This window comes from Zhongshania guokunii (assembly GCF_040892635.1).
GTDB lineage: Bacteria > Pseudomonadota > Gammaproteobacteria > Pseudomonadales > Spongiibacteraceae > Spongiibacter > Spongiibacter guokunii.
Genome location: NZ_JBFRYA010000007.1, coordinates 1 through 18946, shown reverse-complemented (window position 1 = coordinate 18946; position 18946 = coordinate 1). Strand labels below are relative to the sequence as shown.

Sequence of the window (18946 nt, the reverse complement as noted above, 5' to 3'; positions counted from 1 at the left end):
AGGCCCTAAGAGCTCACTACTTTTTCTTTTTCGGAGCAATGACCATGGTCAATTGACGACCTTCCATTTTCGGAAATTGTTCTACAGAACCGAATTCAGCAAGGTCTTCTTCAACCCGCTTCAACAGCTGCATACCCAATTCCTGGTGGGCCATCTCACGACCGCGGTAACGCAAGGTTACCTTGGCTTTATCTCCGTGTTCCAAGAAACGTGTCAGGTTGCGCAGTTTTACCTGATAGTCTCCATCTTCCGTACCCGGGCGGAATTTTACTTCCTTAACCTGAGTTCGAACTTGGTTTTTCCGGGCCGCAGCTTGCTGCTTTTTGGCCTCGAAAACATGTTTGCCGTAGTCCATGATCTTACAGACAATTGGGTCTGAATCAGTGATCTGAACTAAGTCCAATGTCGCTTCTTGCGCGGCTTTCAATGCCTCCGCCAGCGGGACAACACCAACCTGGTTGCCCTCTGCGTCAATTAAGCGAACTTCATTGGCTTCAATTTCTTCGTTTATCGGCGCTCTTTTGCTGCGCCCTTTTGCGTTATCGCGTTTAATTGCTAGTTCTCCGAATTTGCGCGGCTGCGTTTAGCTACGCTGTCTGCGAGGAGTTTACTGAGGTCATTTATGGACACTGACCCCAAATCTTCGCCACTACGTGCACGTACCGAAACAGTCTGGGTTTCTACCTCTTTGTCACCAACGACAAAAAGAAAGGGAACCTTCTGAATTGTGTGCTCGCGGATTTTAAAGCCGATCTTCTCATTTCTCAAGTCCGCATCGACCCTAAAGCCACAATCTCTCAATAAATCTTGCACATTAGTCACATATTCGGCCTGATTGTCCGTAATATTACAGACCACCGCCTGAACCGGCGCCAACCAGACCGGAAATGCGCCTTCGTAGTGTTCGATCAAAATACCAATAAATCGTTCAAAAGAACCCAAAATTGCCCGATGTAACATTACTGGTGTTTGACGCTGACCCGCTTCGTCAACGTATTGAGCACCGAGACGACCCGGCATTGAGAAATCGACCTGAATTGTGCCCAACTGCCAAACTCGACCGATACAATCTTTTAGTGAGAACTCAATTTTAGGACCATAGAAAGCACCTTCGCCAGGCAACAACTCCCAAGGCAAACCCTTACTGTCGAGCGCCAAGGCCAAGGCCTTCTCTGCACGATCCCAATCCTCTTCACTACCCACCCGCTGTTCTGGGCGAGTTGAAAGACGATAAATCACTTCGGTAAAGCCAAAGTCGGCATACACCTCGTGAAGAAAATCGATAAACGAGGCAACTTCTGGCTGAATTTGATTTTCAGTACAGAAGATATGCGCATCGTCTTGGGTAAAGCCCCGAACCCGCATAATGCCGTGCAGTGAGCCCGATGGCTCATTGCGGTGACATGAGCCAAATTCCGCCAAACGCAGTGGCAAATCACGATAGCTACGCAAACCCTGATTAAACACCTGCACATGACATGGGCAGTTCATGGGCTTGACCGCAAAAGTGCGCTCATCTGCACTTAGGGTAAACATGCCATCGCTGAATTTATCGGCGTGACCTGACTTTTCCCACAGGGAAATATCCACTACCTGCGGGGTGCGAATTTCTTGGTAGTCATTTTTGCGCTGCTTGTCGCGCATGTACTGCTCAATCGCCTGATAAACACTCCAGCCCTTGGGGTGCCAAAACACCATGCCCGGCGCCTCTTCCTGCATATGAAAGAGGTCGAGCTTTTTCGCCACTTTACGGTGATCGCGCTTTTCGGCTTCGGCAATGCGGTTTAAATAGGCTTTCAGCGCTTTCTTATTACCCCAGGCGGTGCCGTAAATACGCTGCAACATGGCATTAGCCTGATCACCACGCCAGTAGGCGCCAGCAACCTTGGTCAATTTAAAGGCATTTAATTTGCCCGTGCTTGGCACGTGAGGGCCACGACACAAATCCATCCAGTCGCCCTGCGCATAAACAGATATATCTTCATTTCCCGGCAGGTCTTTAATGATTTCGACTTTGTACTCTTCACCCAAATCGCTAAACGCCTTGACCGCCTCTTCGCGACTCATCACCTTGCGCGACACAGTCAAATCCGCAGAGGACAATTCAGTCATCCGTGCTTCGATTTTTTCTAGGTCTTCTGGGGTAAAGGCGCGCTCGTAAGCAAAATCATAGTAGAAGCCATCTTCGATAACGGGGCCAATAGTCACTTGCGCACCGGGAAATAGATCCTGCACTGCCATCGCCAGCAAATGCGCGGTCGAGTGGCGGATAATATCCACACCGTCCTCATCGCGCTCAGTAATAATACCCAGCTCGGCGTCATCAGAAATCAAATAACTGGTATCAACCAACGTGCCGTTCACTCGACCAGCAAGTGCAGCCTTGGCAAGGCCCGCGCCGATATCCATAGCAACGTCTGCAACAGAAACAGGGTGATCGAAAACGCGCTGACTCGCGTCGGGAAGCGTAATAACAGGCATTAGACTATCCTTTCAGTGGTGGCCCCTACCAAAGGTCACGTGATTTATAAATACAGCATATAACTGCAGAGGGTTTAAGCCCGCTATTATGGCCATAGCCTCAGCCCTAAGCAAGCCAAAACCCACCGCAAATCAAGCACTCAGCAAGCAAAATAAAACCACAACTGCGCGTCAAGCAGGAACAATACCTACCCGGAGTAAGTGGCGAGTTTTATAGCGCTCAACTATGCTTTGCAACACTTAAATCAGCGCACCACTTCCTCAAAGAGAGAAACCCCAATGAATAAAGCCCTTTGCATAGCCATCATTTGCACTTTCAGCCTACAAGCCAACGCAGGATTTTGGGACAGCATAAGCAGTATTTTCAGCTCACCCGAACCCACACCAAGCGAAGAAAACCAAGCAGCACAAAAAGCAACGGCGGACACAGCTACTACCACATCAATGTCATCCAGCACTGAGATTAATACAAACAGCGACATATCACTCGACGCTAACGCTGCAGCAGCGACTTCGTCGAGCAGCCAGACATCAAGCAATAGCATGATTCAAACTGGAATCCAGCTACTCCCCCTATTAACGCAAACATTGGGAATTAGCACTGCGCAAGCGACCGGAGGCATGGGCGCCCTACTGCAAACTGCACAGAGCCTTCTGTCCGGCGGTGATTTCAGTGTAATTGCAAACGCCATCCCCGGCGCTAGCGGTCTACTTGGCGCAGCCCCAGCAGCTAGCGCCTCGGCCGACGGCGGCTTACTCGGCGGTGCAATGAAAATGGCAACTGACTCCAACCCTTCTTTAAAAGCAGGAGCCCAGCTGGTTTCCCAATTTAAATCATTGGGTATGGGTGCAGAGATGATTCCTAAGTTTACTGATGTGGGTAGCAATTACCTGAAGCAAAACGGTAATCCAGAGGCGAGTATTTTGTTGGATGCCGCGATTTCCGGGACGATGTGATTTCGGGAAAGGCTTGACGGGAGATGGGAGACGCTAAGGGCGAAAAAAACGTAAGCTCCATGATTCGTCGCTTTTGCGTTTTCCGTCTCCCGTCTAGCGTTTTGCTTTCTCCGTTTGGCCGAGGCTATACAGCATTGAGCTGCGCCTGAAGGCTGGATTACTTTTGACCCTACGGGCGACCTAAAGGTCGTCCAAATTGCTGGCGCAATGAGTGATCAAAACTGGCTAGGGCCACTTCTGACCCTACGGGCGACCTAAAGGTCGTCCAAATTGCTGGCGCAATTTGTCGAAAAGGCTCCTTCCGCACATAACCTACCAAACACAAAAAAGGCCCACTATTTAGCGGGCCTTTTTTGTGTTTGGTAGGACTACCCAGATTCGAACTGGGGACCTCTACCATGTCAAGGTAGCGCTCTAACCAACTGAGCTATAGTCCTATAAAGGACGCGCATTATAGTCACGGTGTTTGCGTAGTTCAATAGTTAAAACTGATTTACTGGGCAGTAAAAAATCGCTGTTTAATTTCAGATAATTTATCACGAACATTAGCCGCCGCTTCAAATTCCAGATTTTTAGCGTGTTGCTGCATTTCCTGCTCGAGCTTCTTAAGGAGCTTACCGAGTTCGGCAGTCGACATCACCGCCGCATCCTGCAAGTAGTCTCCGGAAGGCTCAGCTACTTTGCGATTATCTTGGCGATTGTGCTTTTTGCCTTTTGAGCCAGGGATCGCGCCAGCGTCGAGAATATCTTCTACTGACTTTTTAACACCAACAGGCGTGATATTGTGTTTTAAGTTGTGAGCGATTTGCTTCTCGCGGCGACGTTCGGTTTCACCAATGGCACGCTCCATTGAGCCAGTGATGCGGTCGCCATAGAGAATTGCCTTGCCGTTGAGGTTACGTGCAGCGCGACCAATAGTTTGAATTAATGAACGCTCGGAGCGCAGAAAGCCTTCTTTGTCGGCATCCAAAATTGCCACCAAAGAGACTTCAGGCATATCCAAACCTTCTCGCAACAGGTTGATCCCCACCAGCACATCGAATTTACCCAAACGCAAATCGCGGATAATCTCTACCCGCTCTACCGTATCAATATCGGAGTGAAGGTAGCGAACGCGAATACCGTGCTCATCTAAATACTCAGCCAAATCCTCGGCCATGCGCTTGGTCAGAGTGGTGACCAATACCCGCTCACCCACATCGGTGCGCTTGGTGATTTCTGAAAGCAAGTCGTCGACCTGTGTGGTCGCAGGGCGCACTTCAATTTGCGGATCAATCAACCCCGTTGGCCGCACCACCTGCTCAACGGTACGCGCTGAGTGCTCAGCTTCGTAGTTGCCCGGCGTGGCCGACACCATAATCATTTGCGGCACCAAGCGCTCCCACTCCTCAAAGCGCATGGGCCTATTATCCAAAGCCGACGGCAAACGAAAACCGTATTGCACCAAGGTTTCTTTACGCGAGCGGTCACCCTTATACATAGCGCCAATCTGAGGAATGGTAACGTGTGATTCATCAACCACGACCAAAGCGTCTTTAGGCAAATAATCAAACAAGGTCGGTGGCGCGGCGCCGGGCTCACGTCCAGAGAGATAGCGCGAGTAGTTCTCTATACCATTGCAGTAGCCCAGCTCACGAATCATTTCAATATCGTAACGAGTGCGCTGCTCTAGGCGCTGCGCCTCCACCAGCAGATCGTTCTCGCGAAGATGCTTCAATCGCTCAAGCATCTCCTCTTCGATAAAGTCCACCGCCTTAAGCAAGGTATCTCGTGGGGTTACATAATGGCTTTTAGGATAAATGGTGACGCGCGGAAACTTTCCAAAAGACTCCCCCGTTAAGGGGTCAAAACCAGTAATAGAGTCGATTTCGTCATCGAACAACTCTACCCGCACCGCGTCTTTTTCGCTGTCGGCAGGGAAAATATCGATCACGTCGCCACGAACACGGTAGGTACCGCGCTGAAAGGCAATATCATTGCGCGTGTATTGCAGCTCTGCCAAACGACGCAGCAACTGACGCTGGTCGATTCGCTCGCCCCGCACCAAATGCAAAATCATTTTGAAATACAGCTCGGGGTCACCCAAACCATATATCGCCGACACCGAGGCAACAATGATCGCATCAGAGCGCTCCATTAGCGCCTTAGTCGCCGATAAGCGCATTTGCTCAATGTGATCATTGATTGAGGCGTCTTTCTCAATAAAGGTGTCAGAAGCAGCTACATAAGCCTCTGGCTGGTAGTAATCGTAGTAAGAGACGAAATATTCAACCGCATTGTTAGGGAAGAATTCTTTGAACTCGCCGTAGAGCTGCGCGGCTAGCGTTTTATTCGGCGCCATTACAATGGTTGGCCGCTGCAGCGACTCAATCACATTGGCAATGGTAAAGGTCTTGCCCGAGCCAGTTACCCCTAACAAAGTCTGCGCGTGGAGCCCCGCATTCACCCCCTCTATCAAGCCGGCAATCGCCGCAGGCTGATCACCCGCAGGGGCGAATTTAGACACTACTTGAAAAGGTTTAGACATCCACCATGCACTCGCTGCAGAAAACCACCCATAGTACCCCTCTACCTCCCCGCCCGCAAAGGTGCTAGAAGCTGGTTGCCACATCGCGCTAAGCACCCGAAATTGTTCATAAAACCACCAATACAATATTTTCTTCCACAAAGGGTTGACGCACTTAGGAAACCTCCTTAATATGCGCGTCCTCAGCTGTTGAAGCTGATCCGCCTTAGCTCAGTTGGTAGAGCAAATGACTGTTAATCATTGGGTCGCTGGTTCGAGCCCAGCAGGCGGAGCCAAATACTAAAGCCCTGATTTATCAGGGCTTTTTTATCTCCTAGCCTTCAGTTTGATAGTTGGTCAGCACCTAACCTATCAACTGACGAGCACACTGTGAGCACAGTAGGTCTCTACAATGCTTATAAGTGCCTGAGGAGAGAGCCTTCATGGCCACCATCCGTAAACTGCCTAGCGGCAAGTATCAAGCTATCGTTCGCCTGAAAAACCTCAAGCCGATATACGCAAGCTTCCCAACGAGAACCAAGGCCAAGCAATGGACACAATCCGTTGAATCCGACACCGCATTAGCGCGCAAGCTCGCCAGTGGCGGCAACATGTCCCTGCAGCAAGCAGTCCAGATTGAAACCAGTAACGGCTCCTACAAGTGCCTCATACCGTATTTCAATGATTGGATTGATCAATATATCGCCGACACCGCGATTCTCGACCTATCCTCCATTGGCCGCTTAAAATTCTGGAAGAAGAAGTTCAACGGCCGCTTGGTCACCGACATCAACCCGGAAGACATAGACGACGTGCTCCTTGATATTGCCGACAATCGAACAGGCTCTACCGTCAATCGCTACAAGAGCAACTTGTCGAGCGTCTTCCTCGCATTTAACAAAGACCGCCTTTACAAGCGACTCAAATTTCCAAACCCAGTTCGTAGCGAGTTTGTCTCCAGCTTCCCTGAGAACCCGCCAAAGAACCGCTTCCTGTCGCCGGGAGAGCAAAAGACATTGCTCGGCTTCGCCAGCGAGTCTCACTGGGACAGGCTTTACCTACTTGTGCTCATGGCCTTAACCACCGGTGCGCGCCGTGGAGAGCTAACTGGGTTGACCTGGAGAGACATCGACTTCACCCAAAAAACGGCAAAGCTAAGTAAAACCAAAAATGGCGAGCCTCGCCTTCTGCCCCTACTAGCACCAGTCATAGAAGAACTAATGCGATTTCGCCTAAATAACGACCATCGCATATTCCCCTCAACAGTAGACCCACACCGTGACTTCGACTTCAAGAAGGCATGGCACCTAACCCTACGGCAAAGCAACTTAGTCGGACTTCGCTTTCATGACTTACGGCATACGGCGGCATCCAATATGGTCAGCGCTAACCGTACGCTGTTTGAAACCGGCACCTTACTCGGCCACAAGCAAAGCAATACCACCATGCGCTATGCACACCTAGCCCACCACCACACTTCAAAAATGGCGGAAGACGTCTGGAAGCAATTACATGGATAAGAACCCCAGCACACTACTGAAAGATTTAGCATTGGACGCCTCGGTACTAGTACAACAAGCCGAGGGCGGCGATCATATCGCCGCGCGAGAACTCATCGTCCGCGCAGCTAAAGAAATAGACGAAGGTCGACTCAATGATCCCGACTTACGCCGCTTTATCGCGCAAAGTTTAACAGCAGTATTAGCCGGCAAAACCGCAAAAAGATCCTTTCGCCTAACAGAGAAGCCTGGGGCGAAGCCAAAACACTCTGCCGAATTTGAGGAACTCATAGTTCAAGCGATAATCGACGAAGGTATTTCCAGAAGCAAAGCCGAATCAAAGAATGGCAACACAGGGGGGTATTTAAGGGTCGCAAAGAAAATAGGCACTTCTGCCAGTACTGTCGAAAAATACTATAAAAAATTTGCATCTAAGATAGAAGAAGCCCAACGCATTCAAGACGAGTTTCGCCAAGAGGATTACCGCGAATAAGACAATCTGACGTATCCCAGTATTAAACCGTTTAATACTGGGATATTTTATCAAACTCATTCGAAACACACTGTTCCTCGCTGACCAGCTATCAAGCTAAACCAACTCTGAGGAACTCCAGCATGCACGAAAATCAAAACCACCCTACCCACTCCACAGGCACACCTGAGCAAACCGCCGCAGCAACCATCAAAGATTGGGTCACCATTAACCAATTCTGCGTTGAATTCCCTAACATCCCAGAGCCAACCGTGCGCTGGCAGCTCACCACCCGCAAAACAAATGGCCTCGCGCCACATGTAAAGGTGCTGGGCAAGCAACGCTTTATCAGCATATTGGGTTATGCAGCATGGCTGTCTGCAAGCTCACCAACTTACTAAACCCCCCGCACGCCCGCCCTCCAAAACGCCCTGCAAGGGGCGCCTACAATTGCAAAGGCAATACCATGACAGCATCAACATTGACAATAGAAGAAACCAGTGAAATAGATTCATTGACTGCGCCGGAAACCAGCGAGACTGTTGCCGCACCGAGCACTGTCACGGCCCTCCTCTCACCAATCAAACAACCACCCCAGACTATCTCTGCTGCCGTATTCGATAGCCAGCACAATCAAGTAGAAGTATTAAGCCTTTGCCCTGAGCTTGCTCAGCAAACACTCGACACCACCGCGCTGCCGCCGTTGAGCTACCTTAAAATTGGTAACGGCGATACGATACTCTTTACCACCGACCTTAACGATGCAGCCTGCCTACACAGCCTTGACCAAGGTCAAACCACAACGATTGCACCGGCGCATTCAGCTGAGTCTATTGAAGTGGCACAGAACATTAAGGCTAGCTTGCCAGACGGTAAATTCGTTCTCTTCTCACAACTTCAACACCGCCCCATGGTTCAGACAATCCGAGATACATTAGAAGCCGCGATTTTCTACCCTTCAAGTAATTTTGATAACTGGGCCACCGCAATCGCCACTAGAGGAGCAGACGAGATAAGCATTACTTTAAGCAACCGCATGACCGCCTCAGCCACCTCCGGACAATTTGCCGTTACAAACCAACATGTGCAAAACATCGAAGCTCAATGGTCAATATTCGACAACCTAATCATCAATCAACATATTGCCGTGATATGCGCCGCGCCCAACGCCGGAAAAACCACCATAATGAATTGGATCTGCGCACAGGTAAGTGACTTAGTCGACATCCAATATGTCAATGTCGACTGCTCTGGATCAGACCTCAAGGCCTACTTTAAATATGCCGAAGAAGGCGGGTTTCGAATGATAAACTTCGATGTCGCAGGTAGCACCAAAGAAGAGTTCTTTACTGCACTTATTGAAAGCCCATCACTGCATGGCCAGTTGTTTGTATTAGATACCTTCAAGCAGTTTGCTGACCTAATGAACAAGGCTTCCGTCAAGGCTTTTATGAGGCTCCTACGCCAGCTATGCAACAAAGGCGCTACCTTCGTTGTGCTCGCCCATACCAACAAACATTTAGGCAAAGATGGCCTACCTATATTCGAAGGTGTTGGCGACGTACGCTCAGACTGTGATGAGATGATCTACCTTATTGCTGACAATCAAGCCGACGGCTCCAAAATCGTATCTACATCGCCCGATAAAACACGCGGCGCCATCGCACCACTGACTTTTTCTATCAAAGCCAACAGGGAAGTATCGCTAACCGACTATGTAAATATCCAAGAAGAAAAACAAAAGCAGGCTGATCAATTAGCCATCACCGAAATTCAAAAAGCACTGGCCAACGGCCCAGTAAACCAAAGTGAACTAACGAATATCTGCAAGCTCACTGGACTGGGAAAGAACAGTGTCCGCCGCGTCCTCACGCAATATCTCTCTGGAGACAAGCCACTTTGGCTATCTGAACGCGGGGCGAAGAATGCATGGCTATACCGCCTAAACGACGGCACAACACCCTAGTACTACCTGAACGCTGACACTCAACAGGAACAACTGGATAGCATGGGAAAACGTGATAACGGGGAAAACAGGATTACTAGATTGGCCTGCTTCCCCTGTTATACCCGTTTTCCCTGTTTTCTTGTTTTTCACTGCTACCCATCCTCCTCAGTTATGCAGCCAAACTATAACTGAGGAGGGTCATGACTCAGACAACACCAATAGTATATTACTCGCTAGGGATTCAGCGCGACGTGGTGTAGACCTTTGTCCCGATACCCCAATCATGCACCACATCAAACCGATATAGTACCGATATGCTAACGCAACACATCTGCCGCTTAAGCGATGACTGGCCTCAAACTACGCTAGTAGTCAGAGATACTTCTATTTCAAGCTCAGAGAAGTACCCTGTATCGCTTCGCAGCCAGTTATACCAATGAACCAACAACACCCCCCACCTCCCAGCCCTTTACCCGACCGGGACAAGGTGTGGAGACCGTCGCGCAGCGGCGGAGGGTCCGCACCGCCAGTTCCGGTCGGGTATAGGGCGGCTAAAAACCCATTTTAAAATCATTTTTTAGAAGTCTCTCACGGCAGCTCAAATACCTAAGGCAAGTCTATTTAGCCATGCGTGCTGCTCAGTGACTACCTCGGATCACGCAAGGAAACCAGCTGACTAACCCCTTAGCTTTATTGGTTTCCAACATGTTGAATAGAAGTATCAAGACTCAAGCCATACTTCTAAACCTATATTCTAACTACTACTAAGCCAGTAAAACTGACGATACTCAGCCGATAAGCTATCTGCTTTCCGATCACGGGTTTCCTCAAAATTTGGCGCTTGCCTACGGAGGTGGCACTAGAGAGTCATTGACCTATCTGAAGAGGTACCCCCCCGGTCGGTTTATGCCACCCCTGAGTTCAAACACCCGCTACGCGGAAGTGGTGGATACATCATTCAATAAGCAGCGGAGTACCACCATGATTCAAATGTTCAGCAATCTATTCAGCATGATTGCCACCTTGTTCGGCGCAGCAGAGCGGGGCGCCAATGCCATCGATTCCCTAGCGAAATGGGCAGAAGAAGAAACAGCCGACTTTGAAAAGACGGCAGCCGTTCAACGTCAGGCCAAGCTAATTGCGATTAAGGCAGAGCTTAAGCAGGTTTCATAACTCACCCTCGCGGTGAGTTTTTTAAACCGCTACACATTACACATATAGTCAGTTCAGGCAGACAGTGTGTACTTGGCTTGTGCTGATAATCGAAGACAGAACGCTACGCGGAAGTGATGGATAAGGCGCTAGACAATCGAACGCCATCACTCATCGTAGGTACTACTATGCTCACAGATATTGGAATGACACCACACCCGCCGTACTACGCAGACCTACCACTTAATCAACAGCAAACCATAATAGATGCCATCGCCATACTCGAAGCCAGACTTCAAAACGGCGACTCGCTAACGTCAGCTATAGCAGTGAAGCAGTTCTGCCAACTTCATGTATCAGCGGAGAAGGACGAGTTCTTCTGTGCCTTATTTCTAGACAATCAACATCGGCTCATTGCCTTCGAGCGTCTGTTCAGGGGCACCATTGATGGCGCTAGCGTTCATCCAAGAGTCGTTGTGCGACGGGCACTAGAGCTAAACGCCGCCGCTATCATCTTTGCCCACAACCACCCATCTGGCATTACCACGCCTAGTCAACAAGACATCTCAATTACTAAGCGACTAAAGGAGTCGCTCGCCTTAATTGACGTGCGAGTACTAGACCACATCGTTGTCGCTGGCTGCGTGTCGACATCGATTGCTGAAGCCGGACTGATGTAGCGACTCGGCCTGCATTCACCAACTACTTAACCACCATCAAGCAAGCAGTTCATTAAGTTTAAGCCAATGGTTTAAGACTTAGCGGCACTGCATTGCTCAATCACCGGAGACACAACACATGGACATACGCGACAAGAAGGCCTTTGCAATAAGCTCACTAGTATTACTCATTGGACTATCAGGCATGATGAGCGGCGAAGGAGCCTTCGTATTCCTGCTACTCGGCATAGTGCTTTACTGGCTATACCGCTACTTGAACAAGGACATTAGCTTTATTAACAAACCATAACTACAAGGCTCACCCACTCGGGTGTGCCTTGATTTTTTACACAAGCAAGTCAGCACTTCGCCGCAAGTACAGAATGAAATCTGGGCAATGGCGCCCACCGAATAAAGAACTTTATAAAAGGGTTTTTCTGCTATACGTCGACTTGCCCGCCTCCGTGCTCCCGGCACTGCGGTTCACCTCACTCACCGGTCTAGTCCTTCGCTGCGACTCCGGCTGCGCCGTATCGTCGCAGGCTCAGGCCGTCAACCGATTCATTCGGCTCATCCTCGCTTGGGGCACTACGCGGGCCGCATCGACTAATGGGTGAGGGAGCGGTACTAGGCCGCCTCCACCTTATTCAATAATTTCTTAATGTAGGTATCCGGCCCTTGTTCAGGGAACAGGATATTCCAGCTTTCCATATCGCTAACCGTAGCTGCGCTACCGTCCGGCATTTTCCAACTAGCTTCGAGCACCGCTGAGTGCGTTTCTGAAACTAAGAAAGCATGCAGCTCTACACTACTGTTAGCCGGATTCTGCTCGCGGAGATCGGCTTCCATTTCTTTAATGGTTTCAAAGAAACGTACCTTGCGGTCGGATGGTTTATGGTTACGTAGGCCTTTAGGGTCGATGAAGATCACCTTCTGCTGACCACCCTTTACCAGCCACAGAATGAAATCTGGTTTAAAGCCACCGTCAATGAATACCCCAACCGAACCTTGGCCGGTCTGGTTTCTCAACAAGTAGGTATCGTAGTCAGCGAACAAGCCACTCTTGCATGCGACCTGCAGGTCTTTAACAAAATTGGCTTCACCTTTGTTTAGCGCCACCGGCGACACTTGAAACTCCAAGCCTTGTGTTGCAGCCAACAAAGGTTGGTATACGTGACGCTCGCACCACAGGAACTCAAGGCCGTCTTCGATCTTACCGTCCCAACTGATCACGTCGTTGTTCACTATGCGTTCACGGAGTTTATCCAAGCGCGTAATCAATGAATCATGGCGTACCCTGTCTAGCGTCAGCAGGTAGCTACCATGCGGTGTACTTTCACTTACGCCGGGCAGGTATTTGCTGTTTTCGTTGATTGCCCTGTATTCCAGTTTATCCGCTTCCCACTGTTTGCGACGAAAGCCGTAGAACATCTCACAGTACTTACGAAGCAAGGCAATAGCCATGTCATGCCATAGAGCTAAGCGTTCAAGATGGCCAGTGTCCATGGCTTCGTCTGGCGCGTATAAGGTATACCAGCCACTATCGGCCAGCAGTTGCGTTACGACCTCAGGCGTAATAGTGAGGTTCGACCAGCGCTTGTCTTGTTTGAAAGCCAGCAACTGAAAATACAACTTCTGCGTATCCAACAAGGCAAGGTGGACTACCTCTAAACGTTGCTGAAGCTGTCCTGCTGTGCGCGTAAGTGCCTTGTCAGTAGCAAACATACCAACATGAGGATAGAAGTCGAGAACGACCCGTGGCGGATTACAGAAGTACTCCCGCTCAGTTGGTGCTAATTGGCTTGGCGCCTTTAGTACGACTTGCTCTGCCAGCTCAAGAAAGGCCGTGCCAGAACCGCCAATGGCTTTGCCTGCAACGCCTTCTTTCAGTCTAAGTACATTGAGATCGTTCGGCATATCAACCATTGGCTGCAAGGGAATAACGAACTCCTCTAAGCCTTCATTGACGGGTATCTCCTCATCTTCCAGCTCTTTCCGAAACTGGGCAATGTAGTCTGCCTTCACCCCAAAGATATTAAGTGTCTCAAGAATGCCAATGTGGCGAGGGCGTTCAATGCCCGCCGCTTTCAACCCGGTTGTCAGTTCGGCAGACCGCTTCAAACTGGTTTGCCAACCTTGCAAGCGCACACCCCGACCAAACAACTGGATGATCTGCGCGCCTTCGTTCTTGCCGACGTTCATCAAGGTCATATTCGATACGCGCCAACTACTCCAACCCTCGGTGAATTTCTTAGAACCAAGCAGCAGGTTTACCGTTGAACCGGGCTTGTTAATACGATGGAACAAGGACTCACTGAACCGCGCGTCTTGGGTATGCAGCCCCGCCTTATCACACAGGCTAACCAGCTTGCTGTCGTCACCAACATTGATTACCCCAAACGGGACATCTGCAGTGCCCGCCATCAAGGCTATCTCACCGGCCACACCGCTTATATTCTCAATGTGAAGCCGCCCACCGCTGGAATGAAATACCCGCTCCAGAATATCCCGGTACAACACCGACGGGCTTTCATCGAGTTCCTTTAGGTAGTTGAGGCGATTGTGCAAAAGGTCACTGCCACCCTTGGCGACCATGCCGACATTTAGCAAAGTCTCAATAGCCGCAATACACTCAGCTTCTTTGTGTAGTACCGCATCAATGAACTGCAATACCTGCACGGTATCAGAGGCTTCACCTGTAGATAACGTAGCGGTAACCTTGGAACTCACAAACACCCAAAGCGGTCGCTGTAAGTTGAAATGCTTTAACGCGCTCTCTTGATCATCAAACAGCCTTAGCTGCTGGTAGTAGCTCAACAGGCTAGCAATTAAGTAACGAAACTCATCGTCGGCATTGGGGTTCTGCTGCAAGTTCAGTATTTGCGACTGCTTGCCGTAGCCATCACTGTAGAAGTGGCGATAGGAATAGTCGAACAATATAGCCTTGGTATAGGTCTGACGAAGGTTCTCGTGCTTAGCTCCCGCTTGAGCAAATGTCGCTGAGTATTCAAAAGAGAAACCAGATGAACAGAGCTTCTGCCGGTAGTCATACCAACTACCACCACCACTGGCGGTACCACGGTGCCCTTCATCGACCAGTAGTAAGTTACGCGAACCAAACGAGTCCACCGCCACGGTCTTAGTACTATCGCTGTCACGGAGCTTATTGATGTCGATGACGATAACGTCTTGCGCGAACAAGTCACCACCCCGAGCAGAGAACTCACTGGCCCGAATACCGGACAAGGCAAGGTCGCCCATGTGCTGACGGCTTAAACCTTCATTGGGTGTCAGCAAGATGATCTTGTTGATGTCACCCGCCTTGCCGTACTCACGCAGGTAATAGCGGTACTGCAAGATATTGGCATGCATGATCAGCGTCTTACCAGAGCCGGTGGCGCTCCAGTACGCCAGCATATTCAATTGCGGCCACAGGTCATCGTCAGGATTCATCAACTCCAATGGCTTGTGTTTAAAGCCCTGCTCCGCGATCCAGCATTCGTTCCAGCGCGTAATCTGTTGGTTTACACCTTCCAACAATTTCTCTGGTTTGGTAAACAGGTAATCCAAATACACTTCCGTAAACAGCAAGCTGAGGTACTGAAAGTACTTCCACTCAATTGGCTCATGAGCAGCTGCAAGGCGAGCATCGTTGATACGATCCGTCACCGTCTTAATGCGACGATCGTACTCCAGCAATTGCTCATCGCTGAGCAGCACACCTTCAGTTAAGTTATCCCGTATACGCTGCAGCAGCTGGTGTTCGCCACTGGCTGTGCGACCACTGGTTTCGCCCATAAGTTGAAAGCGATCCCGAAAGGCCTCCAGGGTTGGCGCCTCACGCTTGCCAATATCGTACTGCCCGCTAAGCGAATCAAAGCCAAATAATGAGAACAGCCACTGGTTCAGTACCAAGTGATGGCGGAACGGCAGCGTTTTAGGCTGTGCTTTTACCTTTGCCATATAATGCGCTCCCTACTGCACTGACTCTGAGCCCGCAAACATTAGGCGATGAAAGGTCTCTTCAATCAGCTGCAAGCGCGCTTGCTCCATAGCTTGGCCTTTGCGGTCGCGAGGTATAGCAATATTGTGGTCGCCGTTTACGTAGAGAATATCGATCTCATCGTCGGCGCTCTCGGTTAATCGGATCTTCAGCTTCTCAATCAGCACTGCATCCAGCACAGCATTGTCCCGCTGCATGCCATCGTCACCGCCAGCAATTACAGAGGGTAGGTTTCGCCACACCACCAGCACCGATTGACCATTGGCATTCTTGCCATACACAGTGCGGAACCACCATTTGCCTTCGGGTGAACGATTCACTTTAGCCTGCAAACGGCCATACTCGCCTTGGCTAAACTCAGCATCAAAGTGCAGTGGCGCGGCGATGTGCTCAACCCGCAAACCGAGCAAGTAGTTAAAGGTCTCTAACAGGTCGACGTTAACAGCCTTGGTTTCATCACCACCGGCAGAGCGAACATTTAATTGGTAACGTGTAGGGTCTAGGAACTGAGCAGTATTTAGTAGTGACGCAGAGCCGCGGCTTTCCACCTCCAGCATGTAATTCATTACATAGGCTTGGCGGGCTTGCTTGAGCGGTGACTCATCGCTGGCGTCAAGCAAAGACTGCTGGCCGCTGGGACGATTAAGCGCTAGGTTGCCTAGGGTGTCTTCATATGACTCCAAAAAAATATACTTAAAACTGTGGCTAGCTGCTGTATCTCTGACAGAACTGGAGCTGGGTTTACCCTGCTCCCAGATTTTGCAATATGCTGATTTAATAACACGCGGCTTGAGCACATTATGAAAGTAGCTTTCGGCTTCTATTAACAAGTAACCTCTGTTGCCCTGATCTTTTCGATTCGCATCAATAACAGACTGCCCAGTTGTACCGGAACCTGCAAAGAAATCCATTACAACGCCTGAACCCCTGACAACTTGCCTTAATAAACGCTCTATTAAAGCCGGGGGCTTGGGGTTCGATACCAGCCCCTTCTTTCCAAAATATCGTTCCAAATACGGCTCACCGTCTGCATACTGGTTAACGATGGAGGTTGCAACGACCAACCCCACTTCATGTAAAAAATACTTTTGTTGCGGTATACCTGATAAACCAAACCAAATTCGATCATCACAAACGTAACTTTCAAATGAAGGTCTATTCCCCACAGTTTTCTTAGGAAATACCCAACCACGTTTAGGCGCAGGATATTCTTTACCCGTAACTGGATCTTGAACTGAGTAATACCTGTAATTATCCGACTCTGATTCTTTTGTAGTTTGGGATTGCTTGCCAGATGGCATGGAAGGCTCTACCTTCCTCCAAACCCACGGGTTCGCACCCAATTCTTTCGCTTGACTAACTTCAACCTTTGATCCAGAAGAAGTTCTGTACTCGACATTGCAGTACGGATATATGCCTTTCCAGGGATCAGATTTTTCCGCAGCTGGTTTTTCAATTCCTCTTTCTTGCTCAGACGCGATATGCTCCTCTTTGTGACGCTTATAGAGTCTTTTTAATTCGTCTTCAATTTGACTAGGCTCTGCATAACTCTCACCCATTGCCTCCGCCAGCTCTGAGACTTCTTTATATCCTGCTCGTATCTCACGGAACGCTAATTTATCCGCAAGCAAAGCGTCCTTATTTTTAGCAAAAACTTGTATATATTCGTGGTTCGTTGAGTAAGCCGGTGCATTATTACTTACCGTATCCTGTACCCAGATTAGTTCCTCAACTCTATTACAATCGCCGAAGACTGAAGCCAACGCCCGCTCTAGCTGGCTCCTTTCAATTTCATTAATACTTGTAAAAATCACTCCAAGCTCTGACAACATTTTGCTACTTAACGCTAATCGACTTTCCATCATCGTCATCCACGACGATGACTTGTATGAGTCCTTATAAGCAAAGCCATCACTTCCGGTGTTATACGGCGGATCAATATAAATACACTGCACCTGCCCCCTGTACCGGTCCTGCAGTAAATTCAATGCTTGATAGTTCTCTGAATGCACCAGTAAGCCATCGCACTGCTCATCCAAGTCCTCGATAGTACTGAGCATATTGGCTAAAAAAGCCTCATCAAAGTTGGCAGTATCAAGCATCAGATAACGGTACTTGGGCTCAGCCAGCAGGGCGCTGTAGCCTCCGCACTTTTGTGCCGTTGCCAAATCTTTTTCCAACTGCGTTAGATCCAGCTTGTAGAGATCGGTCCAATCCTGCTTTTGGCGATCATTATTGAAGACTTCTTCAAGCATTGCGGGATGCTGTTCAATCCGGTCCAAGGTGAGGCAGTAGTGGGTGCCGGTAACAAACTTTTTCTTGAGCCAGAGCTTCTTCTGGAAATTCTCTAGCTGCGCTAGAAAGCTAATAATTTTTTCACCAAGGTTACGGATAACCTCGATTTTACTAAGCAAGGGCGCCAGTCGTGCCGGATCATGTTTCAGCGCTGCAATATCTGACCAGTCCATTAGTTCGTTCTTAACGTAGAAATCCAGCTCCCGCGTCAGAAAACCACCGAGGTCTTTATGAATAAAGTAGTCGAAGGTGTTCTTCTTGGTGTAGTTGTTAAGCTGTCCTTGCAGCGTACTATAGTCAGCGCGCTCACCATTGGCCTTGGTATATAGCCGGCCGAGTGCGACGTTCCATGGCGCTGGCAACTGGCCTAATTCGCCAAGCAGGCGCTCTTCAGCGATAGCGCGCAAGTGTTCTTGCGTCGGCGGCTTTTTCTGCGCTGCAGCACTGGCCTTGCTCTTAGCTTTATCACTCCAATCTGCTGAGGTCGCAGGTCGAAAGAAGAAACGCAACTGAAGTTCTTGGTGACGTTCACCATCTTCATTTGGTTCACCATCTATCAGTTCAAAGGGCGTATCTGCATCTAATACAAATACGCGTTTGTTATCGTCAGACTCTTTGTTGTTATCTTTGGCACCGGCGTCAGCATCTACCAGTTTAAAATGAACCCGCATTGGGTCTTGGCACAGACCTGCTTGCGGGTTCAAGCGAAAGCTGTAGTCTCGCAGGGTTTCGCTGCTTTTAATGTAGTACTGGTCTTTATTCGCCCAGTGCAGCACTACCTCTTCCCCTTGATAGGGAATTGCGTAGGTGCCGTCTTTGTAGACCCGGCGGGAGAGGAAATCACCTTCGCTGTCCCCCTGTGTCAGGCTAGTTGTCGCTTCTAATTTTCAGTTAGAGGCAGTAAATGATGAAAGCAAGATTTACCCAATCGTTCAAAATTCAAGCAGTGAAGAAGGCCTTCAGTCGCAGCAGCG

At 49.5% G+C, this 18946-nt stretch carries 13 protein-coding genes and 2 tRNA genes; 9 read left to right on the top strand and 6 right to left on the bottom strand.

The features are described from left to right. Positions 1-16: 16 nt before the first annotated feature. Together infC and thrS are read right to left on the bottom strand one after the other, a co-directional pair. On the bottom strand, positions 17-553 hold the full coding sequence (gene infC / locus AB4876_RS09210) for a translation initiation factor IF-3 (RefSeq protein WP_081482597.1): 537 nt from the start codon (positions 551-553) through the stop codon (positions 17-19). A gap of 2 nt (positions 554-555) precedes the next feature. After that, positions 556-2481, bottom strand: a complete 1926-nt coding sequence (gene thrS / locus AB4876_RS09205; RefSeq protein ID WP_368381361.1) for a threonine--tRNA ligase — start codon at positions 2479-2481, stop codon at positions 556-558. Positions 2482-2760: 279 nt separating this feature from the next. Here thrS and AB4876_RS09200 point away from each other — a divergent pair, with 279 nt between their 5' ends. Next, complete coding sequence (locus tag AB4876_RS09200; protein WP_368381360.1) at positions 2761-3438, top strand: DUF2780 domain-containing protein; 678 nt, start codon at positions 2761-2763, stop codon at positions 3436-3438. A 360-nt stretch (positions 3439-3798) separates the two neighbouring features. Here AB4876_RS09200 and AB4876_RS09195 read toward each other — a convergent pair. Next, positions 3799-3875: transfer RNA gene (locus tag AB4876_RS09195), tRNA-Val, on the bottom strand. A gap of 56 nt (positions 3876-3931) precedes the next feature. Continuing rightward, positions 3932-5965 carry an excinuclease ABC subunit UvrB gene (gene uvrB, locus AB4876_RS09190; RefSeq protein ID WP_368381359.1) on the bottom strand — a complete coding sequence of 678 codons (2034 nt, stop codon included), beginning with the start codon at positions 5963-5965 and terminating at the stop codon, positions 3932-3934. Positions 5966-6164: 199 nt separating this feature from the next. On the opposite strand from uvrB, the gene AB4876_RS09185 reads away from it, so the two are divergent. The 8 genes from AB4876_RS09185 (at position 6165) to AB4876_RS09150 (ending at position 11984) form a co-directional block, all read left to right on the top strand. Then, positions 6165-6240, top strand: a tRNA-Asn gene (locus tag AB4876_RS09185). 147 nt (positions 6241-6387) lie between these two features. Next, positions 6388-7464 (top strand): tyrosine-type recombinase/integrase, encoded by a 1077-nt coding sequence (locus AB4876_RS09180; RefSeq protein ID WP_368381358.1) that lies wholly within the window; start codon positions 6388-6390, stop codon positions 7462-7464. Then, entirely contained in the window at positions 7457-7936 is a 480-nt protein-coding gene (locus AB4876_RS09175) for a hypothetical protein (protein ID WP_368381357.1), read from the top strand. The genes AB4876_RS09180 and AB4876_RS09175 overlap by 8 nt, the downstream gene beginning before the upstream one ends. Before the next feature lie 122 nt (positions 7937-8058). Next, entirely contained in the window at positions 8059-8316 is a 258-nt protein-coding gene (locus AB4876_RS09170) for a hypothetical protein (protein ID WP_368381355.1), read from the top strand. A 65-nt stretch (positions 8317-8381) separates the two neighbouring features. Beyond that, the gene (locus AB4876_RS09165) at positions 8382-9881 is read left to right on the top strand and encodes a hypothetical protein (protein ID WP_368381354.1); all 1500 of its coding nucleotides are present in this window, start codon (positions 8382-8384) and stop codon (positions 9879-9881) included. A gap of 888 nt (positions 9882-10769) precedes the next feature. Then, positions 10770-11036, top strand: coding sequence for a hypothetical protein (locus AB4876_RS09160; RefSeq protein ID WP_368381353.1), 267 nt, complete (start codon positions 10770-10772; stop codon positions 11034-11036). Between the two features lie 167 nt (positions 11037-11203). Continuing rightward, positions 11204-11695, top strand: coding sequence for a JAB domain-containing protein (locus AB4876_RS09155; protein WP_368381352.1), 492 nt, complete (start codon positions 11204-11206; stop codon positions 11693-11695). Between the two features lie 118 nt (positions 11696-11813). After that, a complete protein-coding gene (locus AB4876_RS09150) occupies positions 11814-11984 on the top strand; it encodes a hypothetical protein (protein ID WP_368381351.1) in 171 nt (56 codons plus the stop codon). Between the two features lie 317 nt (positions 11985-12301). On the opposite strand, the gene AB4876_RS09145 is transcribed toward AB4876_RS09150, so the two are convergent. Together AB4876_RS09145 and AB4876_RS09140 are read right to left on the bottom strand one after the other, a co-directional pair. After that, the gene (locus AB4876_RS09145) at positions 12302-15637 is read right to left on the bottom strand and encodes a DEAD/DEAH box helicase family protein (protein WP_368381350.1); all 3336 of its coding nucleotides are present in this window, start codon (positions 15635-15637) and stop codon (positions 12302-12304) included. A 12-nt stretch (positions 15638-15649) separates the two neighbouring features. Beyond that, entirely contained in the window at positions 15650-18748 is a 3099-nt protein-coding gene (locus AB4876_RS09140; RefSeq protein ID WP_368381349.1) for a site-specific DNA-methyltransferase, read from the bottom strand. Positions 18749-18946 lie beyond the last annotated feature (198 nt).